Annotated in this window: 24 protein-coding genes; 15 read left to right on the forward strand and 9 right to left on the reverse strand. The window is 51.3% G+C overall.

Annotated features, from left to right (window positions below; genetic code table 11):
- Positions 1 to 208 precede the first annotated feature (208 nt).
- The 7 genes from ACN0R1_RS18925 to ACN0R1_RS18955 all read right to left on the reverse strand — a co-directional run bounded on the left by ACN0R1_RS18925 (position 209) and on the right by ACN0R1_RS18955 (position 7,945).
- Positions 209 to 598 carry a DUF3461 family protein gene (locus ACN0R1_RS18925; RefSeq protein WP_417585704.1) on the reverse strand — a complete coding sequence of 130 codons (390 nt, stop codon included), beginning with the start codon at positions 596 to 598 and terminating at the stop codon, positions 209 to 211.
- A gap of 183 nt (positions 599 to 781) precedes the next feature.
- Positions 782 to 2,056, reverse strand: a complete 1,275-nt coding sequence (gene gabT, locus ACN0R1_RS18930; RefSeq protein ID WP_417585706.1) for a 4-aminobutyrate--2-oxoglutarate transaminase — start codon at positions 2,054 to 2,056, stop codon at positions 782 to 784.
- Between the two features lie 25 nt (positions 2,057 to 2,081).
- A complete protein-coding gene (gene gabD / locus ACN0R1_RS18935) occupies positions 2,082 to 3,536 on the reverse strand; it encodes an NADP-dependent succinate-semialdehyde dehydrogenase (protein WP_417585708.1) in 1,455 nt (484 codons plus the stop codon).
- Positions 3,537 to 3,583: 47 nt separating this feature from the next.
- A complete protein-coding gene (locus ACN0R1_RS18940; RefSeq protein WP_417585710.1) occupies positions 3,584 to 4,408 on the reverse strand; it encodes an ABC transporter permease in 825 nt (274 codons plus the stop codon).
- A 4-nt stretch (positions 4,409 to 4,412) separates the two neighbouring features.
- Positions 4,413 to 5,669 (reverse strand): ABC transporter permease, encoded by a 1,257-nt coding sequence (locus ACN0R1_RS18945; RefSeq protein WP_417585712.1) that lies wholly within the window; start codon positions 5,667 to 5,669, stop codon positions 4,413 to 4,415.
- A gap of 71 nt (positions 5,670 to 5,740) precedes the next feature.
- A complete protein-coding gene (locus ACN0R1_RS18950) occupies positions 5,741 to 6,790 on the reverse strand; it encodes an ABC transporter substrate-binding protein (RefSeq protein WP_417585713.1) in 1,050 nt (349 codons plus the stop codon).
- Between the two features lie 54 nt (positions 6,791 to 6,844).
- Complete coding sequence (locus ACN0R1_RS18955) at positions 6,845 to 7,945, reverse strand: ABC transporter ATP-binding protein (RefSeq protein WP_417585714.1); 1,101 nt, start codon at positions 7,943 to 7,945, stop codon at positions 6,845 to 6,847.
- Positions 7,946 to 8,287: 342 nt separating this feature from the next.
- On the opposite strand from ACN0R1_RS18955, the gene ACN0R1_RS18960 reads away from it, so the two are divergent.
- Genes ACN0R1_RS18960 through ACN0R1_RS18975 form a run of 4 tightly spaced genes read left to right on the forward strand, consistent with a single transcriptional unit; the run spans position 8,288 to position 11,256 of the window.
- Positions 8,288 to 8,857 carry a cupin domain-containing protein gene (locus ACN0R1_RS18960; protein WP_417585715.1) on the forward strand — a complete coding sequence of 190 codons (570 nt, stop codon included), beginning with the start codon at positions 8,288 to 8,290 and terminating at the stop codon, positions 8,855 to 8,857.
- A gap of 35 nt (positions 8,858 to 8,892) precedes the next feature.
- The gene (locus ACN0R1_RS18965) at positions 8,893 to 9,360 is read left to right on the forward strand and encodes a gamma-glutamylcyclotransferase family protein (protein ID WP_417585716.1); all 468 of its coding nucleotides are present in this window, start codon (positions 8,893 to 8,895) and stop codon (positions 9,358 to 9,360) included.
- A 17-nt stretch (positions 9,361 to 9,377) separates the two neighbouring features.
- Positions 9,378 to 10,376 carry an amidoligase family protein gene (locus tag ACN0R1_RS18970; protein ID WP_417585718.1) on the forward strand — a complete coding sequence of 333 codons (999 nt, stop codon included), beginning with the start codon at positions 9,378 to 9,380 and terminating at the stop codon, positions 10,374 to 10,376.
- Between the two features lie 28 nt (positions 10,377 to 10,404).
- Positions 10,405 to 11,256 (forward strand): alpha/beta fold hydrolase, encoded by an 852-nt coding sequence (locus ACN0R1_RS18975; protein WP_417585720.1) that lies wholly within the window; start codon positions 10,405 to 10,407, stop codon positions 11,254 to 11,256.
- 223 nt (positions 11,257 to 11,479) lie between these two features.
- On the opposite strand, the gene ACN0R1_RS18980 is transcribed toward ACN0R1_RS18975, so the two are convergent.
- Entirely contained in the window at positions 11,480 to 11,860 is a 381-nt protein-coding gene (locus tag ACN0R1_RS18980) for a DUF4168 domain-containing protein (protein WP_417585722.1), read from the reverse strand.
- 245 nt (positions 11,861 to 12,105) lie between these two features.
- On the opposite strand from ACN0R1_RS18980, the gene ACN0R1_RS18985 reads away from it, so the two are divergent.
- From ACN0R1_RS18985 to ACN0R1_RS19010, 6 genes are all read left to right on the forward strand, one after another.
- Positions 12,106 to 13,524 (forward strand): sensor histidine kinase, encoded by a 1,419-nt coding sequence (locus ACN0R1_RS18985; RefSeq protein WP_417585724.1) that lies wholly within the window; start codon positions 12,106 to 12,108, stop codon positions 13,522 to 13,524.
- Positions 13,517 to 14,914, forward strand: a complete 1,398-nt coding sequence (locus ACN0R1_RS18990; protein WP_417585726.1) for a sigma-54-dependent transcriptional regulator — start codon at positions 13,517 to 13,519, stop codon at positions 14,912 to 14,914. Before ACN0R1_RS18985 ends, ACN0R1_RS18990 begins: the two co-directional genes overlap by 8 nt.
- Positions 14,844 to 16,733 carry a sensor histidine kinase gene (locus ACN0R1_RS18995; RefSeq protein WP_417585728.1) on the forward strand — a complete coding sequence of 630 codons (1,890 nt, stop codon included), beginning with the start codon at positions 14,844 to 14,846 and terminating at the stop codon, positions 16,731 to 16,733. Before ACN0R1_RS18990 ends, ACN0R1_RS18995 begins: the two co-directional genes overlap by 71 nt.
- On the forward strand, positions 16,726 to 17,325 hold the full coding sequence (locus ACN0R1_RS19000; protein WP_417585730.1) for a response regulator transcription factor: 600 nt from the start codon (positions 16,726 to 16,728) through the stop codon (positions 17,323 to 17,325). Before ACN0R1_RS18995 ends, ACN0R1_RS19000 begins: the two co-directional genes overlap by 8 nt.
- A gap of 125 nt (positions 17,326 to 17,450) precedes the next feature.
- Entirely contained in the window at positions 17,451 to 18,095 is a 645-nt protein-coding gene (locus ACN0R1_RS19005; RefSeq protein WP_417585732.1) for a c-type cytochrome, read from the forward strand.
- Between the two features lie 10 nt (positions 18,096 to 18,105).
- Positions 18,106 to 19,095, forward strand: coding sequence for a c-type cytochrome (locus tag ACN0R1_RS19010; RefSeq protein WP_417585734.1), 990 nt, complete (start codon positions 18,106 to 18,108; stop codon positions 19,093 to 19,095).
- A 69-nt stretch (positions 19,096 to 19,164) separates the two neighbouring features.
- Here the strand turns inward: ACN0R1_RS19010 and ACN0R1_RS19015 are convergent, their stop codons facing one another.
- Positions 19,165 to 19,596: a MaoC family dehydratase gene (locus ACN0R1_RS19015; protein ID WP_417585736.1), complete on the reverse strand. Its 432-nt coding sequence runs from the start codon at positions 19,594 to 19,596 to the stop codon at positions 19,165 to 19,167.
- Between the two features lie 187 nt (positions 19,597 to 19,783).
- Here ACN0R1_RS19015 and ACN0R1_RS19020 point away from each other — a divergent pair, with 187 nt between their 5' ends.
- The 5 genes from ACN0R1_RS19020 (at position 19,784) to ACN0R1_RS19040 (ending at position 25,360) form a co-directional block, all read left to right on the forward strand.
- Positions 19,784 to 21,556 (forward strand): acyl-CoA dehydrogenase C-terminal domain-containing protein, encoded by a 1,773-nt coding sequence (locus ACN0R1_RS19020; protein ID WP_417585738.1) that lies wholly within the window; start codon positions 19,784 to 19,786, stop codon positions 21,554 to 21,556.
- A 150-nt stretch (positions 21,557 to 21,706) separates the two neighbouring features.
- Entirely contained in the window at positions 21,707 to 22,903 is a 1,197-nt protein-coding gene (gene fabV, locus ACN0R1_RS19025) for an enoyl-ACP reductase FabV (RefSeq protein WP_417585740.1), read from the forward strand.
- Between the two features lie 30 nt (positions 22,904 to 22,933).
- A complete protein-coding gene (gene hemH / locus ACN0R1_RS19030) occupies positions 22,934 to 24,019 on the forward strand; it encodes a ferrochelatase (RefSeq protein WP_417585742.1) in 1,086 nt (361 codons plus the stop codon).
- A gap of 22 nt (positions 24,020 to 24,041) precedes the next feature.
- On the forward strand, positions 24,042 to 25,142 hold the full coding sequence (locus ACN0R1_RS19035) for an enoyl-CoA hydratase/isomerase family protein (protein ID WP_417585744.1): 1,101 nt from the start codon (positions 24,042 to 24,044) through the stop codon (positions 25,140 to 25,142).
- 32 nt (positions 25,143 to 25,174) lie between these two features.
- Positions 25,175 to 25,360 (forward strand): hypothetical protein, encoded by a 186-nt coding sequence (locus tag ACN0R1_RS19040; protein ID WP_417585746.1) that lies wholly within the window; start codon positions 25,175 to 25,177, stop codon positions 25,358 to 25,360.
- Positions 25,361 to 25,622 lie beyond the last annotated feature (262 nt).

Below are 25,622 nucleotides of genomic sequence, written 5' to 3' on the forward strand. Positions count from 1 at the left end.
AGCGTGCAACACATCTGCTCGAGTCAAAAATAGCTTGCAACACGGGCGGGTCCATATAAGCCCGGTCTCCGGGCGAATTCAGGGTCATGCTATTGTAGGAGCCCGGTCTCCGGGCGAATTCAGGGTCATGTATTTGTAGGAGCCCGGTCTCCGGGCGAATTCGCTCGCGGAGCGAGCTCCTACAAGCGAGCTTCTACAAGGATTTTTATCAGAGCTCTTCTATCTGCCGGCGGATGTCGGCGATTTTGCGCTCCATCACTTTTTCGAGATGATCAATTTCATCCAGCAGTATTTCTTTACGGCCCTTGGCTGTGTGCATTTCGTCGGCCAGTTTTTCCAGCTCAGTCAGTGCACGCAGGAAGTAGGGCGATGACTCTGAGGTTTCGCGATAGGACACTTTGCCTTCGTTCACTCGAACCGTTTTAACCTGGCGCTTGAATTTGAATTTTTTGCTTTTGGCAAACCATTCGCCTGGATCGCGGTGAAAGTAAATTTTCAGTATATCCATATCACCTTCCTGGCGCGTAGAAAACTTCTCGATTTCGGAGATGTCTTCAATGCCCATTTCGGCTAGTGTCTTAAATTTCTCAACGGTCATAATGCCACTCTCTTTTGGCTGCGGGCTTTGGCGCGGGTTACTATTCGACATTAGTATAGCGCAAGGGATTGAAATGGTTTAGAGATGAAACGAAAAATATTGACTAATCAGGCCATTCTCATAAAAAAAGCCAGGGCATCTGATACAGACCCCCGGCTATTAACTAACTGAAGCTATTAGCTATCAGGCAAGTTCAGCAAAACACTCGCTGATGATGTCCAGTCCTTGCTGTAACTGCGCATCGGGTACAGTCAGTGGTACTAAAATACGCACGACGTTACCGTAAAGACCACAGGAGATCAGGATCAGGCCTTTATCACGCGCTTTCGCTACTACTTTTGCAGTGAGTTCGGGTTGTGGCTGGCCCTGTTCATCGATCAGCTCCATGGCGATCATGGCGCCCAGGCCACGGACATCCGCAATAACCTTGTGCGTTTGCGACAGCGTCGTCAGATAGTCGCGCAGTGTTGCGCCAACAACCTTGGCACGATCCAGCAGTTTTTCTTCTTCAAATACCTGCAGTACACCCAGCGCGGCGGCACAGGCTATCGGGCTACCGCCATAGGTGCCACCCAGGCCGCCCGGTGCAATTTTGTCCATCATATCGGCTTTACCTACGATACCGGATAGCGGGAAGCCACCAGCAATGGATTTGGCAAAGGTGGTGATATCTGGTTCTACACCCATCTGTTCCATGGCAAAGAAGGTGCCAGTACGGCCTGCACCTGTCTGGACTTCATCGGCAATCAGCAGGATGCCGTGTTTGTCACAAATACCACGCAGTGCTTCCATGAACGCATTCGGTGCGACATAAAATCCGCCTTCGCCTTGAACGGGTTCCAGAATGATGGCGGCAATGTTGCAGGCTTCGGCATCAAATTTGAAAATACGTTCAATGGAGGCAATGGCATCTTCAGTACTGATACCGTGCATTTCACAAGGGTAAAGGGCGCGATAAATGTCACCCGGCATCAGACCCATACCACTGGAATAGGGGGCAATTTTGCCGGTCAGTGCCAGTGTTGCCATGGTGCGGCCATGATAACCAGCACCAAAGGCGATAACACCGGTACGACCGGTATAGGCACGTGCGATTTTGATGGCATTCTCGACGGCTTCCGCACCGGTGGTGAAGAGTGCACTTTTCTTCGGAGACGGACCAGTGGCCAAGGCATTGATTTTTTCACATACAGCTACGTAGGGCTCGTAGCCCATCACCATGAAGCAGGTGTGTGACAGCTTTTCCAGCTGTTCAGCAACGGCCTGTTTAACCGTGTCGTGCAGATGACCGGTATTCAATACTGCAATACCGCCCGCGAAATCGATAAACTCACGCCCTTCTACATCAGTCAGGGTGGCATTTTTTGCCGATTCGATAAACAGGGGATGGGCGAGGCCAACGCCTCTGGCTACAGCCTGATTTTTCCGCTCTATCATGCCAGCATTTGTGTTACTCATGATCACTTTTCTCCAGATTCTTTAATTAGATATTGATGCAGAGGTATTTCATTTCCAGGTACTCTTCAATGCCATGGCGTGAACCTTCACGTCCCAGACCTGAAGATTTAACCCCACCGAAGGGTGCAACTTCTGTGGAAATTACGCCGGTGTTAATGCCAACCATGCCGTACTCAAGTGCTTCAGCGACACGCCAGACACGACCGAGATCACGCGCATAGAAGTAAGCCGCCAGACCGTATTCAGTATCATTGGCCATGTGAATCACGTCGGCTTCGTCTTCAAAGGCAAACAGTGGTGCCAGTGGGCCGAAGGTTTCTTCACGGGCAATCAGCATGTCGGATGTGGCGCCGGTGATGATAGTTGGCTCAAAGAAGGTTCCCCCCAGTGCATGCGGGTTGCCGCCGGTAGTCAGCTTGGCGCCCTTGCTAAGTGCATCTTCCAGGTGGCTTTGTACTTTTTTAACCGCATTGGCATCGATTAACGGGCCAGTGGTGACGCCGTCTTCCAGGCCGTTACCGACTTTGAGTTTTGCAACCGCCACGGCGAATTTTTCGGCAAAAGCGTCGTAAACACCTTTCTGCACATAGATGCGGTTGGCACAAACACAGGTTTGTCCGGCATTGCGATATTTAGAAATGATGGCGCCTTCCACTGCTGCATCCAGGTCAGCATCGTCAAACACCACAAACGGGGCATTCCCCCCCAGTTCCAGTGACAATTTTTTCAATGTTGGGGCGCACTGTTGCATCAACTTGATACCCACACCGGTAGAGCCAGTGAAGGAGAGCTTGCGCACCACATCACTGTTACAGAACACATTGCCGACGGCGATGGAGTCTTCAGCGGTGGCAGTGACAACGCTGAGTACGCCCGCTGGAATACCGGCTTCTTCGGCTAGTTGAACCAGCGCGAGTGCCGAAAACGGTGTTTGTGGTGCTGGCTTGAGTACCATGGTGCAACCGGCAGCCAAGGCTGGCGCGGCTTTGCGGGTAATCATCGCTGAGGGGAAATTCCAGGGCGTGATAGCTGCAGCGACACCGATAGGCTGGCGAATAACCAGAATACGCTTGTCAGCTTGATGGCCAGGAATCGTTTCGCCATAGACCCGCTTGGCTTCTTCGGCAAACCACTCAACAAAAGATGCCGCATAGGCGATTTCACCCTTGGCTTCAGCCAAAGGTTTGCCCTGTTCCAAGGTCATCAGCCGGCCCAGATCATCCTGGTGTTGCATCATCAAATCAAACCAGCGGCGCAGAATGACGGCTCGCTCTTTCGCTGTTTTGGCGCGCCAAGCCGGTAGGGCAGCCTCGGCAGCATCGATTGCGGCCTGGGTTTCAGCTGCACCCATACTGGGTACCTCACCCAGCTTGTCACCCGTTGCCGGGTTGTGAATGGCATAGGTTTTGCCTGAATCGGCATTGACCCATTGACCATTGATGTAAGCCTGCTGTTTAAACAGCTGCATCGCTTGTAACATAGATTTCTCCAATCAAGTCCGCGGGTTGGTTTTCCCGCGGTTGGTTATCAGGCGTGACCACGCAGTTTTTCACTGCGGCGTCTGAGTAGCTCCATAACCAGCAGGAGCACAACGGACATTAAAATCAAAATAGTTGCCATAGCCGCGATTGCCGGGCTGATGTTTTCACGAATACCCGAGAACATCTGGATCGGCAGCGTGCGTTCAGTCGGACTGGCAATAAATAGTGCAACCACCACTTCATCGAAGGAGGTGGCGAAGGCAAACAAGCCACCCGAGGCGACACCAGGAATAATCTGTGGCAGTACCACGGTAAAAAATACCCGTAGAGGACTGGCTCCCAGGCTGGCTCCGGCTCGCATCTGGTTGTAGTCAAAACCCTGCAGGGTAGCGTTCACGGTAATCACCACAAAGGGTACACCCAGCACAGCATGCGCAATCACCAGCCCGGCGTAACTGTTTAACAGTCCCAGGTCAGCAAAAAAGAAATACATGCCTACAGCCACGATCACCAAGGGGACAACCATGGGTGAAATCAGCAGTGCCAGAATCATGCCTTTTCCGGGGAAGTCGGCACGGTTTAAGCCCACGGCAGCGAGTGTACCGAAGAACATCGCCAGTACAGTCGCCAGTGGCGCTACAATCAGGCTGTTCTTGAGTGAATCCACCCAAGGACCCGCGCTGAATATTTCCCGATACCAGCGCAACGAGAAATCATTAATGGGATAGGTCAGAAAACTATCAGCATTAAATGACAGCGGAATGATCACCAGCACCGGTAGCATCAGGAACACCAGAATCAGTCCGCAGAAAATTCTGAAGGTCCAGAACCAGATATGTTCAACCGGGGAGGCATAGGGTTGTAAGCTCATAGTATCAGCTCCGGATCAGTTGTCGTTTGTTGACCAGTTTGTGGTACACCAGATACAGCAACAGGGTGACAATCAGTAGCAGAGCACCGAGTGATGCAGCCATACCCCAGTTATTGGTGGTGTTGGTGTAGTAGGCGACGTAATAACTCACCATCTGATCAGACGGTCCACCCACCAGGGCTGGAGTGATGTAATAGCCCAACGCCATAATGAACACCAGAATGGTACCAGCAGCGATGCCGGAAATGGTTTGAGGTACATAGACCTGCCAAAACGCGGCAAAAGGGTGGGCGCCAAGAGAAACAGCGGCGCGCTGATAGGTGGGTGATACACCTTTCATTACACTGTAAAGCGGCAGGATCATAAAGGGCAGCAACACATGCACCATGGCAAAGAATACCCCGATACGGTTGAACACCAACTGCATAGGTGAGTCAATCAACCCGGCCCACATTAGACCTGCATTGACCAGACCACCGGATTGCAGCAGCACGATCCAGGCCGCTGTACGGACCAGTAACGAAGTCCAGAAAGGCAGCAGAACAAAAATCAGCAGGATGTTGCTTTTAGCAGGGGGGAGCGTTGCCAGCAAATAAGCCAGTGGAAAGCCCAAAAATAGACAGATGAGTGTAACGCCACCAGCAATAACCAGTGTGCGCTTGAACACTTGTATATATAGCTGTTGATTGGGCTCAACCCGGGTGATTTTGCCATCATCACCGCGTTCCATATCCAGCGAGGCAAGTAAATAACGGTCTGTTGTAGTGGGTGCGGCGCGTTGCAGCACCAACCAGGTTTCAGTGTCATTCCAGCGAGCGTCGATACCGGTCAGCTCATCTGTCCAGCTCACTTCAGTGGTGGCTGGTAGTGTTCTGATTGTACGGGTTAGCAAGGAGCGGAAGGTGGGATCCTCATAGTTCAGGCGTCGACCGATACGGCCCAGTCCACCATCTGCTCTGGATTCACGTAGTTCTTCAGCCAGTGCTGCAAACACGGCTTCTTCTGGAATCTCAGTACCATCCCATTGTGCAATCAGGGCGGCTGTTTGCGGCATGACCTGGCTGATTTCAGAGTTGTCGATACTGCGCCATAACATACTGCTGATCGGCAGTACAAAGGCGACAATCAGAAACAGGGCCAGTGGTGCAACGAGCAACATGGCCTTTATTTTTTTTAAGCGTTCAGCACGGCGCAGTTGCGCCTTAAGGCCGGAAACCGGTTGGGTTCCGTCGAGTGTCTGAGTGGCCGTAATGCTGGTCATTATCTCCTCCGGTCTTATGCAGACCCGTTAATTAAACAATAAACCGGTCGTCCCTGACCGGTATGAGAGACTTACTGAGACGCCCAGGAATTAAAGCGCTGTTCCAGTTCTTCGCCGTAGTCAACCCAGAACTCTGTGTTAACGGCCAGGGCACCCTCGAGGTTGGCTTCATTGGTTGGCATGCGCAGAGCTTGCTCTTCAGGCAGCTTAGCCAGTGCTTCCGGATTTACCGGGCCGTAAGGGATGCGTTTAGAGTACTCAGCCTGAGTTTCTGGTTGACTGGAAAAACGGATGAAGTCATAGGCTGTATCCGCGTGGCTGCTGCCCTGTACGATAGCCCAGTAATCCAAATCGTATACGCTGCCTGACCAGTTGATTGCCAGGTTACGGCCTTCTTCCTGAGCGACAGCAATACGGCCATTGTAGGCTGAGGACATTACTACATCACCGGCAACCAGCCACTGTGGTGGTTGTGCACCAGCTTCCCACCACTGAATGTGGTCCTGAATTTCTTCTAGTTTAGCGAAGGCACGATCAACACCGGCTGGCGTTGCTAATACATCGTAAACTTCATTAGCTGGCACACCGTCAGCCATCAGTGCAAATTCAAGGGTGAATTTGGCGCCGCGACGCAGACCGCGCTTACCTGGAAACTCTTCAACGTTCCAGAAATCAGCCCAGCTTTGTGGTGCCTTGTCCAGGCGGTCAGCGTCGTAAGCGAGAACGGTAGACCATACAAACATGCCAACGCCACACTCAGTCACAGCTGGGTCAATCAACTGATCTTTGATGCCCAGTTTTTCCCAATCAATCGGTTCGAACAAGCCTTCAAAACAACCGCGGATAAGCTCAGGAGATTCAACTTCTACCAGGTCCCAACTGACGTTGCCGGTTTCAACCATGGCACGAATACGTGCGAATTCGCCATTGTAGTCACCAGGCGTGAGATCTGTACCGGTACTGCTGGCGAAAGGTGCATAATAGGCTTCCTGCAGTGCATCGCCGTTAGCGCCACCGAAGGAGATAACTGTAAAGGCTTGTGCACTGCCGGCCATGGCCAGGCCAGCTGTGAGCAGACCGCCAGTTAATAGTTGTTTAGCTGTTTTATTTTTCAGTTTCATTTTTTTTATCTCCGCTATTTTCGGATAGGTTTTCAGGTGTGTTGCAGCAAAAAATCAAGATGCGTCCAGTGCCCTGACATCTTCATCACGCCAGCCGATATCGATGAAATCGCCGACGGACAAAGACGGGCAGAGTTCACTGACCGGCACCTTGACATAAAACTGGTCATTACCTGCAAGCTCACAACGCAGGCGCAAGTGATCGCCCAAGTAAATGAATTCGTGCAGCTTGACTTTGTAGCGGTTGGGCAGCTCAATACTGCCACTATTCAGGTGGATACGCTCCGGACGAATGGACAGGCGTGTCCGGTCTCCGGCGGCGAGCAACTGACTTTTCGATGCTTGCGTGCCCAATCCTTCACCAAAGCTGACCTGGCAGAAATCACCCTCGGTTGATAATACTTTACCCATCAGCGTGTTGTTTTCACCGATAAACTGCGCAACAAAGGAGTTCGCCGGGTATTCATACAGCGCCTGTGGGGTGTCGATTTGTTGGATGACACCATCATTGAATACGGCAACACGATCCGACATAGTCAGAGCTTCGCTCTGGTCGTGGGTAACGAATACCACGGTCAGACCCAGGTTTTCGTGCAGGTGTTTGATCTCCAATTGCATGTGTTCACGCAACTGCTTATCCAGTGCGCCCAGGGGTTCATCCATCAGCACTAATTGCGGTTCAAATACCAGGGCGCGTGCCAGTGCCACACGCTGTTGCTGGCCACCGGACAGCTGTGCCGGGCGACGCTTGGCAAAGGATTCCAGTTGGATAGTCTGCAGGATTTTGTCTACTTTGGCTTTGGCGTCGGCTTTGGGCATCTTGCGGGTTTTGAGCGGGTAGTAGAGGTTTTCTTCTACGGTCATGTGTGGAAACAGGGCGTAGTTTTGAAACACCATGCCAATATTGCGTTTGTGTGGTGGCTGGGTGTTCAGGCGTTGCTCGCCAAGAAAAATATCGCCGCTGGTAGGGGTTTCAAAACCGGCCAGCATCATCAGGCAAGTGGTTTTACCGGAGCCGGATGGACCCAGCAGCGTGACAAATTCGCCTTTCTGGATGTTGAGATTAAGGTCCTTGACGACGAGAGTCTCACCATCGTAGGTTTTCTGCACACCGGTAAAGCGCACCAATGGCTCATTGGCCGTGCCTGCTAGCATATCTTTCTCCTCCTGCGTCAGTTCAGCTGACTTGTTAATTAAAATTGACAGTAAGGGCGAAAAATAACACTCCACTTTCTACTAGGTGGGTATTATAGTTATTATTCCCTAAGGATAACGCCCTTGCTGGCAATGCCTGACACGTATGTAGACCTATAGGTGGATAGGTTTGCACAAATTGTGCCAGTTCAGGGTTAACCATATCGGACATCGCGTGGCCCGTGTGTTAAGTTTAGTTATCGCATATTTGAACCATTTAACGCAAGTGTAATTTTATGCCCCATTTCAGTGCTCAGGTTAGGGTGTGGGGTAATATTTTGGTGCAGTTTCGGAGTGAGCGGTATGAATGAGCAGGTGAGTACACAGGATGATTTCGAATTGGGGGCCAGGTTGCGCTTTGTGCGTCAGAATGCCGGTCTTTCGCAGCGCGAGTTAGCCAAGCGTGCAGGCGTCACCAATGCGGCTATTTCATTGATCGAAAACAATCAGAGCAGCCCTTCTGTCTCTTCACTGAAAAAAATTCTGGAAGTTATTCCATTATCGTTGACTGATTTCTTTGCACTGGAGCCGCCAGAAGAAAACCGGGTATTTTTTAAAGCCAGTGAATTGCTGCCGTTGACATCAGGCCCGGTGGATTATCGTCAAGTGGGTGATATGCGCCACCATCAACTGCAAATTCTGCATGAGCACTATGAACCTGGGGCCGATACCGGGCGCAGCATGCTGCAGCATGAGTCTGAAGAGGGCGGTGTGGTAATTTCCGGTAGTATCGAACTGACAGTGGGAGACCGCAAACAAATTCTCAAAGCGGGTGATGCTTATCTGTTTGATAGTCGCCAGCCACACCGCTTTCGCAATGTCGGCGAGGTGGAATGTGTGATTATCAGCGCGTGTACGCCACCTTATCTATAATGATAGCTACGAGTTAATTTAATCGCTGAGGTCGTATGTGTTTTGAACGCCGTAAGCACGGCTCAAAAAAGTGTCGCAAGAGATTGGTTTGGGTGGCTTTCGGGCTGGTATTACTGTTGCCGCTCTATCTTTGGTTGGTATTGTTAAGTCCGTTTTTTTATACGCCACCAGAGCATTTGCCTGCACTGAAAGAGGGCACCCACAGGGTGTTTGCTTTTGGTACACTGAAAAGCCCCTGGGTGCGTTTTGTGGTTATGGGTCGTGTCGGTGTGTCAGAAGAGGCGTTGCTGCCGGGTAAGCGGCGAGAGGGGTTGAATATTATTGCAGATCCAACCGCACAAACTCCGGGTCTGGTATTTGAAGTCAATGCGACTGAGCTGGTAAGGCTGGACCGCTATGAGCGCTTGGGTGTGCGTTACGAGCGAGTGAAAATGACGCTGCATGATGGCAGCCAGGCCTGGGTTTATCGTAGACTGCAAGCAGCGGAATCTGCATCCTACTGATATAAAAGGGACGATTTATGGCTGAACTCTCAAAACTAAGAACCCCTCCATGGCAGCAAAATGCCGAAGGTGGAGTGCGCCGATGCGGTGTTGAAATCGAGATGAATGGCATGTCGCTGGATCAGGTCAGTGATCTGATCAGCCAGTTGATGTCGCTTTCAGTTAAGCAGGATGGTCGCTATGAGCGCCGTTTGACCGGCGATTCGGCTGGAGATTGGATAGTCGAGCTGGATTTCGATCTGCTTAAAAAAATTGGGCGTCGAGAGCATGCTGTCGATACTCTATCGGGGGAGGTGAGCGAGTCGGCTGAGGCTCTATTGAAAACCGTTTCTTTGCCACTGGTACCTTTGGAAGTGGTAAGCCCCCCTTTGCCGTTGAGTCGCCTTGATGAGGTTGAGCAGCTCATTGTCGAGTTGCGCAATGCCGGCGCCCGAGGTACTTCAGATATGCTCACCAACGCTTTTGGCATGCAGTTTAATCCAGAAATACCTTCACAAGATGCCGAGCTGTTAGTCGCTGTACTGAAGTCGTTTTTATGTCTTTATGAATGGTTGTTTAAGCGCGCACAAATTGATCTGGCCCGGCGTGTTACCCTGTTCGCTGAGCCGTTTCCTAAAGACTATGTATTGAAAGTGATTGATCCTGAGTACTGGCCGGATCAGTCGCAACTGATTGATGATTACTTGAGGTTTAATCCAACCCGCAATCGCGCCTTGGATCTGCTACCGTTGTTCAAGTACCTGGATGCTCCACGTGTTGCTGGTAAAACTCAGGATGTATTGATTAAGGCACGACCTACCTGGCACTACCGTTTGCCTAACTGTGAAATTGATCGGCCGGACTGGGGCTTGTACCGAGCCTGGAATGATTGGGTTGAGGTGGAGCAGCTTGCGTCTGATAGAAAACGTTTAAATGACTGTTGTCGTGATTATCAGCAGTTTCTGGCTCGTCCTCTGGATCGCTGGTTCGGTGATTGGGCAGGGCAGCTGTCTAAAGATTGGGTGCAGTCTTCCTGATCTGTGGACACCTTAATAAGGAGTTGATATGCAAGCACAACATCATTTTGTTCAATGCAATCATCTAGAGGTGCATGTAACCTGTTGGGGAGACCAAACAGCGCCGGCTGTAGTGCTCTGGCATGGTTTGACCCGCACCGGCCGGGATTTTGATGAATTAGCCCTCACGCTGGCACAGGATTATTTTGTGCTTTGCCCGGATACTCCCGGACGTGGGCACTCCCAGTGGAGTCCCTCGCCTGAAGAGGATTACGTGTTGCCACGCTATGTTGAAGTGGCGCGCCAACTGCTAGATGCGTTTCACTTAGATCAATGCATCTGGGTCGGCACATCGATGGGGGGGCTGATCGGTATGTTGTTGGCGGCAGAAGAGGACACGCCAATCTGTGCTTTGTTGGTGAATGATGTGGGACCAGAGTTACCTGACGAGGCGTTGCAGCGCATCCGGGACTATATCAGTATTCAGCCAGGGTTTAATTCGCTGACCGAATTTGAACAGTGGTTACAAGCGGTCTATGTAACTTTTGGTAAAAACACCATTGAGTTTTGGCGGCGTATGGCGATCACCTCCAGTCGTCGTCTCGCAGATGGTCGTTACACCCTGCATTATGATCCAGCGCTGGTAAAGGCTTTTCAGGTCGATGATGATGGGCAGACACTCTGGCCACAATGGCAGGCTATTCGCTGTCCACTGATGATTGTGCGTGGGGCTGAATCTGATCTGCTCTCAGCCAGCCTGCTGGAATCTATGCAGAAAGCACAACCCACGGCAGAAAGTGTAATCTTTAGCGAGGTAGGTCACGCCCCAACATTGGTTAGCCCTGAGCAGCAAACGATAGTGGTGGATTGGGTGCGTAGGAGCCCAGTCTCTGGGCGATAAATTCTTCGCTCTGTAGGAGCCCAGTCTCTGGGCGATAAATTCTTCGTTCTGTAGGAGCCCAGTCCCTGGGCGATAAATTCTTCGTTCTGTAGGAGCCCAGTCCCTGGGCGATAGATTCTTCGCTCTGTAGGAGCCCAGTCTCTGGGCGATAAGTTATTCGCTCACAGAGTGAGCTCCTACACGGGCCGAGCCCCTACATAAACCGGGCGATAATTCTACCTGCTTAGTTAATCATCGAAGCGACTTCGTCGCGCAGTTCCGGATCACTTTGCAGTGCAAGGGCGATGTTATTGTAGGTTTCAACATCCATGCCGGCTTCTTGTACAGCTTCTACCATCAATTGGCTGGCTTCCTGCTGTAGTGCAGCCGCCTGCTCCTGGTCGCTGGTGGCTTCCAGGCGTGCTGAATAGTCGGCACGGATAGTGTCTAGGTCACTCTGAACGGATGCAAAGGTTTGCAGATCATTTTCAGCAAACTCCATCGGCGCCTGCTGTGGTGCCTGCTGTGCCTGAGTGGCAGCTTCGCTTTCATTAGCGGTTGCTGTAGCGGCAAAACCCAGTGAGATCAGGCTAGTCAGTGCGGCGGCAAGTAATGTCTTCTTCATCTGAATAACTCCTTTGATTAAATTCAATTAGTCTATAGCCAGATCCATGCCATGTTTTGCTTTTTACTTCTAACTATTTGAATTAATTGCATTTACTTTATATTTTTAATTTTTTTATTAAATGGACCGCTTTGTAAGCCAGTTAAAGTGTGCTGCTAAATGTGTCATAATGGCGCATGTGCCATTAAATCCTAGTATTGAGGTCTGTATTGAAAAGGTTATTTTCATCCGCAAGCTTACGACACGTGTTGCTGATCCGAGTGGCGTTGCCTGTATTGTTGATTCTGGCATTGATTCTGTCAGCCGGTCAGGCGCTGGTGAGTAATTTTATTGAGCAGCGTATGCAGCGTGATCTGCAGTTAGTTGCTCGGGCTGTTTACTTACCAGTGAGCCAGGCATTAGAGCGTAATGATCTGGAACAGATGCAAAGCAGCATGGCGGCGTTGTTTGGCATGACAGAGGTCTACGGTGCCTATCTGTTTGATGCAGAGGGGCAGCCGCTGATCAGCTTCGGTGTGGTCAACCCTACCCAGAGGCAAGCCGAAGATGCCTTGCAAAAAACTTTGGCTGGGGAGTTTGAGCAGTATGAGCAGATTAGGGGGCGTGATGTGTATTCGTTTTTTATGCCCATGTTTGATGAGGTAGGACAACCGAACGGTTTGTTACAGGTGACCCGGCGTCACCGTGATATAGATCAGCAGTTGCAGCGTCTGGCCTACGGCTCATGGGGTGGCTTTGCCCTGGTCTCTCTGATGATACTGTTTATTTTGGTATGGACGCATCAGCGTGCTATCGGGGGGCCTGTAAATCGTATTCTGACGAGTATCCGCCGGGTTGAATCGGGAGAGCATGGGCATAGAGCTGACGTGCATGGGCCTACTGAAATCCGTCAGTTGGCCTTGGGATTGAATGGCATGCTGGATGCGATTCAACAGGCTGAATCGCGTGAGCAAGAGCAGCGCCTGGCACGTGAGGTTATTGCTGAACGTTTGCGCCAGACAGAAACCCTGGCTGCTCTGGGTCAATTATCGGCGGGTGTGGCACATGAGCTGGGAGCACCATTGAGTGTCGTGGATGGGCGAGCCAGCCGCCTGCAACGACGTTTGGAAAGTCCGCAGGATCTTCGTGAGCTGGCAATGATTCGTCAGCAAGCCGCGCGCATGACCTCTATTATTCAGCAACTACTGTCTTATGGACGCTCCTCCAGAGCCCGACCACGGCAGTTGGATCTCGAAGCCCTGCTACTTAGAGCGCAGGCCCTGATTGCCGGAGAAGGTTATAAAATCGAGCTGCAACCAGGCCCGGCAGCGATGCTTTGCGGCGATTCACTCAGTCTCGAGCAAGCCTTGATCAACCTGTTGCGCAATGCATGTCAGGCCTGTCCACAAGGGCCGGTTAGAATGGCCTGGGGTGTAAATGAGTCTATTCATTTGACCATCGAAGATGCTGGTCCCGGTATCGATGCGGCTATTCGTGACCAGGTATTCGACCCTTTCGTTACCACCAAAACACCCGGTGAAGGCAGTGGTCTCGGATTGGCGATCGTAAAACGTATCGTGGAAGAACATGGAGGACGAATTCGTATAGGTGATAGTGTATTGGGCGGCGCCTGTTTTAAATTAACCTTTCCGCTGGCTAACACACAGGAAAATGATCATGTCTAAAACTCGATCTCCTTTATTACTGGTGGAAGACGATCAGGCCTTGGCTAACCTGATTAGCGAAGAGCTGGAAGCTGAAGGTTTCCAATTGGCCGTAGCTGAAACCCTGGCTGATGCGCATGCCTGGCTGGATCAGCAGCAACCGGCCCTGATTATTACTGACCTGCGTTTGCCGGATGGTCATGGTATGACACTGGTTAAAACGGTGATGCAGCAGGATGAGTCGCAACGTCCGGGTATTATTGTTATTACCGCATTCGGCAGTGTGCGTCAGGCGGTTGAGGCCCTGCAGGCAGGTGCTGATGACTTTTTGACCAAACCCCTGGATCTGGATCACTTTATGCTGAGCGTGCAAAAAGTGCTGGAGAATCACAAAGTACGTAATGAGTTACGTCAGTTCCGACAAATGTCACAGCAGCTTGCCTCTTTTCACGGCATGCTGGGAAAAAGCCGAGCAATCCGGACGCTGTTTGATCAGATCCGAGTAGTTGCCAGGGCGCAAGGGCCGGTACTAATCAATGGTGAGAGCGGCACCGGCAAGGAGTTGGTTGCTCGTGCCTTGCATGCAGAAAGTGATCGGGCTGAAGGGCCTTTTCTGGCGGTGAACTGTGCCGGTATTCCACAAGAGCTGTTGGAGAGTGAGTTTTTCGGTCATGCTGCAGGTGCTTTTACCGGTGCTAATAAGGCTCGCAAGGGGTTGTTGCAGGAATCTCAGGGTGGATCCTTGTTACTCGATGAAATAGGTGAAATGCCGCTGGCGCTGCAGGCTAAGCTTCTGCGTGCACTGCAGGATGGCTCGATACGCCCAGTCGGTCAGGATACAGAGGTACAGGTAGATGTGCGTATTTTTGCGGCTACGCATCGGGACTTGAAGCAGAAAGTAGAAGAGGGCAGCTTTCGTGAAGACCTCTATTATCGTTTGGAAACCTTTGCCATCCAGATTCCCGCGCTGCGGGAGCGTGATGATGACCTGGAATTGATGGCGCAGCAGTTTGTGCGTCAGATTGCGATGACTCAAGGAAAACCCGTTAAAGGATTTTCTGTAGCGGCCCTGAGCTTGATTCGTAGCTACAGTTTTCCGGGCAATGTGCGAGAGTTGCAAAATGTGGTTGAGCGCGCTGTGGCATTTTGTGACAGTGACTGGATTGAACCGCAACATCTACCTGGCCGGCTCCTGGAAGCACTGAATCCGGTTGCCGAAGCATCGACTCAGATGACGACGGCTGGTAACGAAAAAGAGCAGCGCCTGCTGGCAGGTAATCTACTGCCGACCTTGGATGAGTTGCAGCAACGTTATGTACATATGGTATTGGATGAAGTGAATGGAAATAAACGCCGTGCTGCGGCACTGCTGGGCATCGGCCGGCGTACCCTCTACCGCTGGCTGGAGTAAGCTACTAAGCCTGCTACTCTTCGCATGCTGTTTGCTGGGTGGCCGCGCGATAGCACAAACAGAGCTTTTGCCGGTGCAGATTGGCATACTGGACTGGCGTGCTTCTGATGATTTTCAGCAACAGTGGTTAGCGCCACTGGCCAGTTTGCAGCAGCAACTGCCCGATCATCAGCTGGAAATTCATCCTATGACTCTGGCTGAGCTGGAAGCGGCTCTGTTGGCCGAACAGTTGGATTTTGTGATTACCAATCCGGGACATTATGTAGCTCTGAGCAGTCATTATGATTTAGCTCCTATGGCCAGATTGGCGCATTTTCACGCTGATTTGCCCTTGCATCATGTCGGTTCCGCCTTACTGGTTCGGCATGACCGCCCCGAGTTGCAGAATTTCAGCGCTATTCGCAACCTGACTATTGGTGCAGTGAGTCCTGATGCCTTTGGTGGTTTTCAGGTGCTGGTAGATCAGATGCACAGTCAAGGAGTGCATCCTGAAACCGCCGGTAATCAATGGGTGTTTACTGGTTTCCCGATGGATCAGCTGATTCATCGGTTACTGGCAGGTGAATTTGATGCTGTTATAGTGCGCAGCTGTCTGGCTGAAATGATGGCGCTGGAGAGCAAGCTGGATATAAACAGTTTGCAACTGGTGCAGCCAAAGAAGCAGCCGGGCTATGCTTGTATGACCTCGACAGATCTTTATCCTGGCTGGCCCTTTTTACGCACCACTCGTGCATCAACCCAGCTGGCGCGGCAAGTCACAGCCGCTCTGATGCAGAGTGAGAGTGTTACTCTGGAACAGGATCACAGCTTCTGGGATGCACCGGTATCATATCAGTCGGTTTATCAGCTGTTTGAGCGCCTGCGGATCGGTCCGTTTGAGGCATTTCCGCATAACCCTATCTGGCACTGGTTGATGTCATACCGTTACGGGTTGCTGATGGCTGCTGCGTTGCTGTTATTGATCTCTTTTCATCATATTCGTGCAGAGTATCTGGTGCGTCGCCGCACACGTGAGCTGCAGTTGTCTGTGCAGCGTCAGCAGCAGGCTGAGCAGGATGCACGCCAGCGCCAGGATGAACTGCTGCATCTGTCGCGCTTTACCCTGATGGGTGAACTGGCGGCTGGACTGGCGCACGAGCTGAATCAGCCGCTGACGACCATTGCCAACTATGCCCGCGGGTCGGTGCGTCATCTTGAACGAGATGAGCCCCTGTCTGTATCCCGACGAGAGCAGTTGCGAGATGTGGCTGGTCAAATAGCTATTCAGGCGGATCAGGCAGCATTAGTCATCCGTAATATCCGGGCGTTTTTGCGCAAAGAGCAGGGATGTTTTGAATGGCTGGAGCCTTCGCAGTTGTTGGAGGATGCTCTGGCATTTTGTCAGACTCGCCTTAAACAGGAAGGTGTCGAGCCGCAGTGCTATCTGGATGATCAACTACCATTGATCTACAGTCACAAAACGCATCTATTACAGGTACTGGCTAATCTCATCACCAATGCCTTGGATGCCATGCAGAACCGTGAACCTGAAGTGCGTCAACTCATCATCCGGATACAACATGATGACGTGAAGGCGCAGTTATGTATTAACGTTGAAGACCGGGGTGAGGGCATAGATAGTGAGTTTGAAGCGCAGTTGTTTGTACCCTTTATGACCACTAAGCAACAGGGGATGGGATTAGGCTTGTCGATGAGTCGGACATTGGCTGAATCGTTGGGTGGGCAACTCACCTTAAAGAATCATGAGCAGGGTGGTGCGATTGCACAGTTGTGGCTGCCGGTGACAGCCATTGGAGCGGAGGAAGAGGTAGATGAATAGGGCCATTATTCACATCGTTGACGACGAGGCTGCCGTACGGCGTTCGTTGCGCTGGTTGTTGGAGTCAGTTGATCTGAGGGTTCAGGAGTATGCTGGCGCTGCTGAATTTCTGCAGGCAGCTGACTGGCATCAACCTGGCTGTGCCTTACTGGATATTCGTATGCCTGGTATGAGTGGGCTGGTGTTGCAAGGAGAGCTGAATCGAGTAGCACCTACGTTACCGGTTATTTTCATGACCGGCCATGGAGATGTACCCATGGCGGTCAAAGCGATGAAAGCGGGTGCCTTTGAATTCTTTGAAAAACCTTATAACGACCAACTGCTGCTGGATACGGTGATGCGGGCGATTGAGCTGCATCGCCTATTATTACAGCAACAGGCCGAGTTGCGTCCGGTGGCAGAGTTGCGTCAGACGTTGACTCCACGAGAAGTGCAGGTGCTCGACTTCCTGTTGCAGGGTACGCCCAGCAAGCGTATTGCCGAACAGTTGAGTATCAGTTCGCGTACAGTGGATGTGCACCGGCATAACATCATGGTGAAAATGCAGGTGGAATCACTCGCTGAGCTGTTGCACAAGTGTCTGAGTGCATGAGTCACCCACTAAAGATCTCTTTAGTTAAACAAGGGTTTTACTAATGGCTTAATAGCCGCTTCGAGAGTAGGGTTGTTTAAGATTGCACCGCGCGGTGTGATGTTAGAGGTAAGGAGCAACCAATAATGAAAACATACCCCTTAAAACCCCTGTCGCTCGTTTTACTGATATTTGGATTTTCAACAACTGTTTCGGCTCTGGATGGTGATGCTGAACGGGGTCAGGCAGCTGCTGCGGTATGCACCGCCTGCCATCAGGCCGATGGCAATGGTTTGTCCATTCCGGGTGCCGAATCCTGGCCCAGGTTGGCTGGCCTTGATGCGGCCTATATGTATAAACAATTGCAGGACTTTAATAGTGGTCAGCGAGAGAATGCGTCTATGGCCCCTTTCGCTGCCATGCTTAATGATCAGCAGATGCAGGATGTCGCTGTATATTTCAGCCAGTTGATGCCAAACGTTGTTCAAGGCGCAGATGATGCTGACGAAGCCTTGCTGAAACAGGGCGAAAGGCTGGCAACGCTGGGTGATTGGTCTCGCTATATTCCTTCCTGTCAGTCTTGTCATGGGCCTGATAATCAGGGTGCCGGTGAAAATTTCCCCGGTATTGCCGGACAGCACGCCGGTTATCTGCAAGCCCAGCTACACAACTGGCAGCAGGATAAACGCCGAAATGATCCACAACACCTGATGCTGGCAATTGCTGAGCGTTTGAATGATGAGGATATCAAGGCTGTAGCGGCCTGGTTATCTGTGCAGCCAGCTAAGTGAGGATCTAACCATGGTTAAGTTAATAAACGTCCTGAGTATCAGTGTATTGACCAGTTGGGCAGGTTTGAGCCTGGCGGTTGAAACCCCTCGCTTTCCAGTCAATGTTCCGCAACCGGAAGACGGGCAGTATGTTCATGTTCCACCTACGCTGGCTGATTTGGAAGAAGCCAATATTCACCCGGAGCTGAAACGGGTAATCCGCCGTGGACATGATCTGTTTGTAAACACTCAGCAGTTGCGTGGTGAAAATGTTTTTAACGACATGAATTGCTCCAGTTGCCATCTGGGAGACGGCGCGCAGCCTTTTTCAGCACCTGTCTGGCCTGCGGCCGTGGTATTACCGAATTTTCGTCCCAAAAACCAGCAGGTGAATAGTCTGGAAGAGCGAATTGCCGGTTGTTTCAGTTATTCTATGAATGGAAAGCCCCTGGAGTACGGTAGCGACAATCTGTTAGCGCTGGCGGCTTACCATCAGTGGTTAGCAAAAGGCGTACCTATCTATCAACCGGGAAATAGTCTCTATGGCCGTGGTTATCCCATTGAGCAGCCGGATGCCGATCCCTCTTATGAACGCGGGCAGGTTTTGTATGAAGCCAACTGCAGCATTTGCCATGCGGAGGATGGCGGCGGTTTGAGGGTGGGTGATCATGTACAGTTTCCCGCTGTCTGGGGAGATACATCGTATAATTGGGGCGCGGGTATTAGCCGAATCTTCACCCTGGCAGGCTTTATTCACCACAACATGCCGTTGGGGCAACCCTACAGTATGAGCGTACAAGACTCCTGGGATCTGGCCGATTACATTAACAGTCAGGAGCGACCACAGGATCCGCGTTATACTGGAGATGTGGCTGAAACGCGTGCGCTGTATCTGGATACCTTTCATAAATCGACCTACTACGGACTTGAAAAGCAGGGTCGTTTACTTGGAGATCATGACAATCTGGGAGAAAAGGACTTTCTCAAACCCGAGATATTACAGCCGCGTTTGTTTGAGTAGTCGCTTGAATAAACAAGAGGTTGAGTATGCGCGCCAGTTCAAAATCTGAACCGGCGCCTCATCTTTGTATCAAGCCTCGCGCTTGTCGACCATAAAGGTGGCTTCACCTGTCGCGACTAGTGTTTCACCTACCGTTACATCAGTGCGCATTTTTACCCGGCGACGCTTTTCATCTATGTCTATGACGGTCAGCGTGGCTTTGGCGGTGTCACCAATGTGCACGGGGGCTTTAAACTTGATCTGTTGATCGATGTAGATAGCCCCTGGTCCTGGCAGACGGGTGCCGGCTACCGTGGAGATGAGTGCGGCACTGAACATACCGTGTACGATGCGCTGTTTGAAAATGGTGGTTTTGGCATATTCTTCGTTGATATGCACCGGGTTATTGTCACCTGAGATGCCAGCGAACATATAAACATCTGATTCAGAAATGGTTTTAGCATAAGAATCGCTCATGCCCACCGTCAGATCTTCCAGGTAATAGCCGTGAATATCCTGCATTTTTTTATCCTGTCTGTCATGTGTTGTAAAAATCGTTCAGTATAAGTAACAGAGTAACCGATTTTGTGCTTATCAGATACGCTTAGCGTGCTAGAATAAGTATAAACCCTTATGGATGGCAATGCGCTAGCTAGATAGGCGATGACTTCCATTTGAATGTGTTCGAATGATCAATAGAAGGTAGTTTATGGCTGACTATAACGCTCCGGTAAAAGACATGAAACTTGCGCTGAATCAGATAGCGCGGATGACAGAATTATCAACCCTCCCTGTCTTCGAAGATGCATCAGCCGATATGGTTGATGCAATTCTGGATGAGGCGGCACGTGTTGCTCGTGATGTAGTGGCGCCGACCAATTGGGATGGCGATCAGAAAGGTGTCAGTCTCAAGGACGGCGGTGTTGTTTGTCCTGAGAGCTTCCGCGACGCTTATAATCAGTATGCTGAAGGTGGCTGGGGATCGCTGCAGTTTGATCCTGAGCACGGTGGACAGGGCATGCCTTATTTGCTTTCGGTTGCGGTTATGGAAATGTGGCAAGCGGCGAATATGGCCTGGGGCCTTTGCCCTCTGCTGTCACAGGGTGCGGTAGAGTGTCTGTCCATTAATGCTGATGATGCATTGAAAGCGATTTACCTGCCGAAACTGATCAGTGGTGAGTGGGCGGGTACCATGAACCTGACTGAAGGCAGTGCTGGTTCAGACCTGTCGCAGGTGCGTTGTAAAGCGGAGAAAGATGGCGATGCTTATCGTGTCACTGGCGAAAAAATCTTTATCACCTGGGGCGATCACAGTCTGACTGAAAATATCGTTCATCTGGTGTTGGCTCGCTTGCCGGATGCGCCTGCCGGTGTTCGCGGTATTTCCCTCTTTCTGGTGCCAAAATACCTGGTCAATGCCGATGGTTCGCTGGGTGAGTACAACAATACCAAGCCCTTGTCGCTGGAACACAAAATGGGCATCCATGCCAGCCCCACGGCGGTGATGGGATTTGAAAACTCTGTCGGTTACCTGGTCGGTGAAGAGAACCGCGGCCTGGCCTGTATGTTCACCATGATGAACAACGCCCGTTTGGGGGTGGGTTTGCAGGGGGTGGCTATTTCAGAACGTGCCTACCAGCAAGCACTGGTGTTCGCCAATGAACGCATCCAGAGCCCGGCTGTTGGTTATAAAGTACCGGGTCCGATTATCCGTCATGGTGATGTGCGGCGCATGCTGCTGACCATGAAAGCCTTGACCGAAGCCGGTCGCGCACTGACCTATGATGCCTGTGGCAGCATTGATTTTGCCCATCATGCAGAAGATGAATCGCGTCGTATTCGCGAAAAAGCTCGTGCTGCACTGCTGACACCGGTGGTAAAAGGCTGGTGTACCGAATTTGCTCAGGAAGTGACTTCATTGGGCGTGCAGGTTCATGGGGGTATGGGTTTTGTCGAAGAAACCGGTGCGGCTCAGCACTACCGTGATGCGCGTATCCTGCCGATTTATGAAGGTACTAATGGCATCCAGGCACTGGATCTGGTCGGTCGTAAAATACTGCTGGATAAGGGCGAAGCCCTGACGTTGCTGTTGTCTGAAATGCGTGAAACCATTGCTATGGGTGGCGCGTTTGCGGATCTGGCAGTTGATCTGGAGCAGGCCGTGGCTGCCATTGAAACTGCACGTGATGAACTGCTGGCCGGTGCTGGTGATGATGCGCAGCTAGCTGGCGCCGTGGCTTATAATTTCATGATGCTGTTGGGTACCGTAGCCGGTGCCTGGGAATTGCTGCGTCAAGCTGAAGCGGCCAAAATTCTGCAGGCTGAAGGTGAAGATGATGCCTTCCTGGAGGCAAAACAGGTGACCACGCGCTTCTACTTTGAGCAGATCCTGCCACGCTATCTGGGATATGCACGAATGGTTAAGGCCGGTAGTGCGACCATCACCGAAATGACTGACGAGCAATTCGCCACCGCCTGGTAATGCTGTGGTAATCAGGCCAGTGCTGGCACCTCTGTGGGCCAGCACTGGCCTTTCTATCCTCTGCGGCTTTGCTCGCCTGGATTAACCCCTTCCTGCTTTTATGGTATCTTTGTCAGACTCTCTAGCATCAGATGAAAGATACCCATTACTATGATTATCAAACCCAAAATTCGCGGCTTTATCTGTACCACTACCCATCCGATCGGTTGTGAAGCCAATATTCGTGAACAGATCGAATTCACCCGTGCACAACCCAAAGTTGCTGGTCCCAAGCGGGTGCTGGTCGTTGGCGCGTCCAGTGGTTATGGCATGTCATCGCGGATTGCGGCTGCCTTCGGCAGTGAGGCAGCCACTATCGGTGTGTTCTTTGAAAAGCCGGGTACTGAAAAGAAAACCGGAACGGCTGGTTGGTACAACGCCGCGGCTTTTGAGCGCCTGGCGCATGAAGCCGGACTCTATGCCAAGAGCATTAACGGCGACGCCTTTTCTCATCAGGCTAAACAGCAGGTCATTGATCTGATCAAGGCGGATCTGGGTCAGATTGATCTGGTGGTCTACTCGCTAGCATCGCCAGTGCGCAAAATGCCGGATAGCGGTGAAGTGATACGTTCCGTGTTGAAGCCGATTGGTGAGGTTTACCGTTCTACCGCCATAGATACCAATAAAGACTGCATCATCGAAACTGAAATTGAACCGGCAACTGAAGAAGAAGTGGCGGCGACTGTGCAAGTGATGGGTGGTGAAGACTGGCAGCTGTGGATTGATGCGCTCGCCGATGCGGGTGTGTTGGCCGATGGCTGCAAAACCGTAGCCTATAGCTATATCGGTACCGATATCACCTGGCCGATCTACTGGCACGGTGCGCTGGGTAAAGCCAAGCAGCATCTGGATAATACGGCGGCAACCTTAAATGCTAAATTGGCTGATATTGGTGGTCAGGCTAACGTGGCGGTGCTCAAATCGGTGGTGACCCAGGCCAGTTCAGCGATTCCGGTAATGCCTTTGTATCTGTCGATGGTATTCAAAGTCATGAAAGAGCAGGGAATTCATGAAGGTTGCATGGATCAGGTTTGGCGTTTGTTCCGTACAGGTTTGTATGGCAGTGGCGCACAGATGGATGATGCTCAGCGTTATCGTCTGGATGATTGGGAACTGCGCGATGATGTGCAGCATGCCTGCCGCGAACTTTGGCCACAAGTGACCACGGAAAATTTGTTTGAACTGACAGACTATGCTGCGTACAAAGATGAATTTCTCAAGCTGTTTGGGTTTGGCTTAGAAAGCATCTACTACGAGCAGGATGTCAGTCCGTTGGTGGAATTTAATGTCATCGAGCTGGAAAGCTGATCAGCTGATGACTCACAGGAACTGATGATTATGCGTTTTAACGGCGTGAAGGATTTTAATCACTCTCAGGGTGATAAAATTGGTGTACTGATTACCAATCTGGGGACACCCGATGAGCCGACCACACCGGCTTTGCGTCGCTATTTAAAAGAGTTTTTATCTGATCCTCGTGTGGTAGAGGTACCCAGGCCGATCTGGTGGTTTATTCTCAATGGCATCATTCTGAATATCCGCCCGGCAAAATCGGCTGCGGCCTATCGGGAAGTCTGGACGGATACAGGTTCACCCTTGCTCACCCACACTCAGGATCAGTGCACCGCCCTGAAAAAGTACTTCAGTGATCGCTACGGTGACCGGGTACAGGTGGAGTTTGCCATGCGCTATGGCAATCCATCCATTACTTCGGTACTGGAAAAGCTGCAGCAGTCCGGGGTGCGTAAGCTGGTGGTATTACCTCTCTATCCCCAGTACTCCGGTGCCACATCGGCCTCCACCTTTGATGCGATTGCTGCCGACTTTACTCAGCGTCGTTGGTTGCCGGATCTGAATTTCATCAGCCATTATCCTGACTTCGAGCCTTATATTACGGCGCTGGCCGACAAGGTGCGCCATTATCAAGCTGAGCATGGGGTGCCGGACAAATTAATTTTGTCCTACCATGGCATACCCAAACGCTACTTGTTACAAGGCGATCCCTATCACTGTGAATGCCATAAAACCTCGCGTTTGCTGGCAGAACAGCTGGGTTTACAGCCGGATCAGTATCTGACTACCTTCCAGTCGCGCTTTGGTCGCGCGGAGTGGCTGAAACCCTATACGGATGAAACCCTGAAATCCTTGCCCGCCAAGGGCGTTAAATCGGTGCAGGTGTTCTGTCCGGGTTTCTCCTCTGATTGTCTGGAAACCATTGAAGAGATAGGTCAGGAAAATCGTGAATATTTTATCGAAAGCGGCGGTGAGTCCTATGCTTACATTCCGGCACTGAATGCCGATGCCAGCCATATTGACATGATGGTGCAGTTGTTGGAGCCATATTTACATAACTGGCTGGTGGATGCTGAACGCGATGGAACACAAACTCAGACCTTGGCCAAGGCCCTGGGGGCCGCGCGTTAATTTAGTCGATTAAGGACCCGTTATGACCTGCGTGATTTTTCGTGAGCATGCGACAGAGGATGGCCATCTGATTGGCGAAATCTGTCTCAATTCAGAAGCTACTCTCAATGCGCTCTCCCAGGAGATGATCAGACTGATTCAGCCACAGCTGAATACTTGGCAAGAAAACCCACGTGTGGTGGCTTTGTTGCTGGACAGCACTGGTGAAAAATCCTTCTGTGCCGGGGGCGATGTGGTCGGCGCCTGGCGTTTAATTCAGGAGGAGGCCTATGCTGAAATCGATGAGTATTTTGCGGCGGAGTACCGTCTGGATTACCGACTTCAGACTTATCCCAAGCCGATTATCTGTTGGGGTGGCGGGTATGTTATGGGCGGTGGTCTGGGGTTGATGAATGGCTGTAGCCACCGGGTGGTGACACCCACATCACGTCTGGCGATGCCGGAAGTAACCATTGGTCTGTTTCCTGATGTGGGGGCCAGCTACTTTCTGAACCGGTTACCTGGAAAAATTGGATTATTTCTCGGTTTGACGGGGAGTCATGTACAGGCCGTGGATGCCCTTTGGTTGGGGTTGGCTGATTATGCGCTGCGAATGGATCAGCGTCAGGTCATGCTGGAGCAACTGCTGGCTCAGGTCTGGAATCAAGGTGATAATCAGGCCGTGATCACCGGTGTGCTGAGCGATTTAGCGGTTGATGCGCAACCTGCATTTGAGCAGATGGCTACGCCTATTCAGAAGCATCAGGCGTTGATCAATGCAATCTTGGATGATGATTCGGTCAAAGGTTTTGTCGATCGGCTGGCGGCCTTGCCAGCCGATGACCCTTGGCTAGCCAGAGCTCAACAAACGGTCAGCCAGGGCAGCCCGTTGTCTTTGTGTTTAATAGCAGAGCAGTTGCAGCGTGCACACCACCTGCCATTGAAGGCTGTGTTTCAGTTTGAAATGCGGCTGGCAGCACAGTGTTGTCGTCAGGGCGAGTTTGTTGAAGGGGTTCGTGCTTTGCTGGTTGATAAGGATAAGTCGCCAAAATGGTGCTTTGATTCGGTCGAATCTGTGACAAAAGACGTGATAGAATCACATTTTCAGCCGCCCTGGACGGTGAATCCACTGGCAACACTCTGATCCTGTTGCCTCAAGACCCAAGGAGGTCCGTCATGAGTCAGTCATCCCCTCATCCAAAATTCATGGAAGCCATGCGTAAGTTGAAGCAGATGAGTGAAGAAGAGCGTCTGTCAGAGGAAAATGCTGAACTGTTTGAACAGGCCATGCAGTATGCCCCACTGGATATTCAGCCAGCGCTAGTCGCAATCCGCAAAAAATACGACCAAACCTATCACTAGTAGGAGCCCGGTCTGTGGGAGCCCGGTCTCCGGGCGAATAAAACCCAATCGCTGTAAGAGCCCGGTCTCCGGGCGATTAAACCTATTCGCTCACAGAGTGAGCTCCTACAGCAAGCTTATATGGACCCGCCCGTGTTGCAAGCTATTTTTGACTCGAGCAGATGTGTTGCACGCTTATATCCGATCTATGAGTGAGCATATCTGCTCGGCCATTAAAAGATGTGCACTCACTTTCGCTAATCTCCTACTCGGCTTCTATGAG

The sequence above is a fragment of the Nitrincola sp. genome, assembly GCF_048264025.1.
Taxonomy (GTDB): Bacteria; Pseudomonadota; Gammaproteobacteria; order Pseudomonadales; family Balneatricaceae; genus Nitrincola.

Excerpts from the sequence above, each read along its gene's own strand:
- ACN0R1_RS18925 (WP_417585704.1), bottom strand. The coding sequence starts at position 598 with ATGACCGTTGAGAAATTTAAGACACTAGCCGAAATGGGCATTGAAGAC.
- gabT (WP_417585706.1), bottom strand. The coding sequence starts at position 2,056 with ATGAGTAACACAAATGCTGGCATGATAGAGCGGAAAAATCAGGCTGTA.
- gabD (WP_417585708.1), bottom strand. The coding sequence starts at position 3,536 with ATGTTACAAGCGATGCAGCTGTTTAAACAGCAGGCTTACATCAATGGT.
- ACN0R1_RS18940 (WP_417585710.1), bottom strand. The coding sequence starts at position 4,408 with ATGAGCTTACAACCCTATGCCTCCCCGGTTGAACATATCTGGTTCTGG.
- ACN0R1_RS18945 (WP_417585712.1), bottom strand. The coding sequence starts at position 5,669 with ATGACCAGCATTACGGCCACTCAGACACTCGACGGAACCCAACCGGTT.
- ACN0R1_RS18950 (WP_417585713.1), bottom strand. The coding sequence starts at position 6,790 with ATGAAACTGAAAAATAAAACAGCTAAACAACTATTAACTGGCGGTCTG.
- ACN0R1_RS18955 (WP_417585714.1), bottom strand. The coding sequence starts at position 7,945 with ATGCTAGCAGGCACGGCCAATGAGCCATTGGTGCGCTTTACCGGTGTG.
- ACN0R1_RS18960 (WP_417585715.1), top strand. The coding sequence starts at position 8,288 with ATGAATGAGCAGGTGAGTACACAGGATGATTTCGAATTGGGGGCCAGG.
- ACN0R1_RS18965 (WP_417585716.1), top strand. The coding sequence starts at position 8,893 with ATGTGTTTTGAACGCCGTAAGCACGGCTCAAAAAAGTGTCGCAAGAGA.
- ACN0R1_RS18970 (WP_417585718.1), top strand. The coding sequence starts at position 9,378 with ATGGCTGAACTCTCAAAACTAAGAACCCCTCCATGGCAGCAAAATGCC.
- ACN0R1_RS18975 (WP_417585720.1), top strand. The coding sequence starts at position 10,405 with ATGCAAGCACAACATCATTTTGTTCAATGCAATCATCTAGAGGTGCAT.
- ACN0R1_RS18980 (WP_417585722.1), bottom strand. The coding sequence starts at position 11,860 with ATGAAGAAGACATTACTTGCCGCCGCACTGACTAGCCTGATCTCACTG.
- ACN0R1_RS18990 (WP_417585726.1), top strand. The coding sequence starts at position 13,517 with ATGTCTAAAACTCGATCTCCTTTATTACTGGTGGAAGACGATCAGGCC.
- ACN0R1_RS18995 (WP_417585728.1), top strand. The coding sequence starts at position 14,844 with ATGGAAATAAACGCCGTGCTGCGGCACTGCTGGGCATCGGCCGGCGTA.
- ACN0R1_RS19000 (WP_417585730.1), top strand. The coding sequence starts at position 16,726 with ATGAATAGGGCCATTATTCACATCGTTGACGACGAGGCTGCCGTACGG.
- ACN0R1_RS19005 (WP_417585732.1), top strand. The coding sequence starts at position 17,451 with ATGAAAACATACCCCTTAAAACCCCTGTCGCTCGTTTTACTGATATTT.
- ACN0R1_RS19010 (WP_417585734.1), top strand. The coding sequence starts at position 18,106 with ATGGTTAAGTTAATAAACGTCCTGAGTATCAGTGTATTGACCAGTTGG.
- ACN0R1_RS19015 (WP_417585736.1), bottom strand. The coding sequence starts at position 19,596 with ATGCAGGATATTCACGGCTATTACCTGGAAGATCTGACGGTGGGCATG.
- ACN0R1_RS19020 (WP_417585738.1), top strand. The coding sequence starts at position 19,784 with ATGGCTGACTATAACGCTCCGGTAAAAGACATGAAACTTGCGCTGAAT.
- fabV (WP_417585740.1), top strand. The coding sequence starts at position 21,707 with ATGATTATCAAACCCAAAATTCGCGGCTTTATCTGTACCACTACCCAT.
- hemH (WP_417585742.1), top strand. The coding sequence starts at position 22,934 with ATGCGTTTTAACGGCGTGAAGGATTTTAATCACTCTCAGGGTGATAAA.
- ACN0R1_RS19035 (WP_417585744.1), top strand. The coding sequence starts at position 24,042 with ATGACCTGCGTGATTTTTCGTGAGCATGCGACAGAGGATGGCCATCTG.
- ACN0R1_RS19040 (WP_417585746.1), top strand. The coding sequence starts at position 25,175 with ATGAGTCAGTCATCCCCTCATCCAAAATTCATGGAAGCCATGCGTAAG.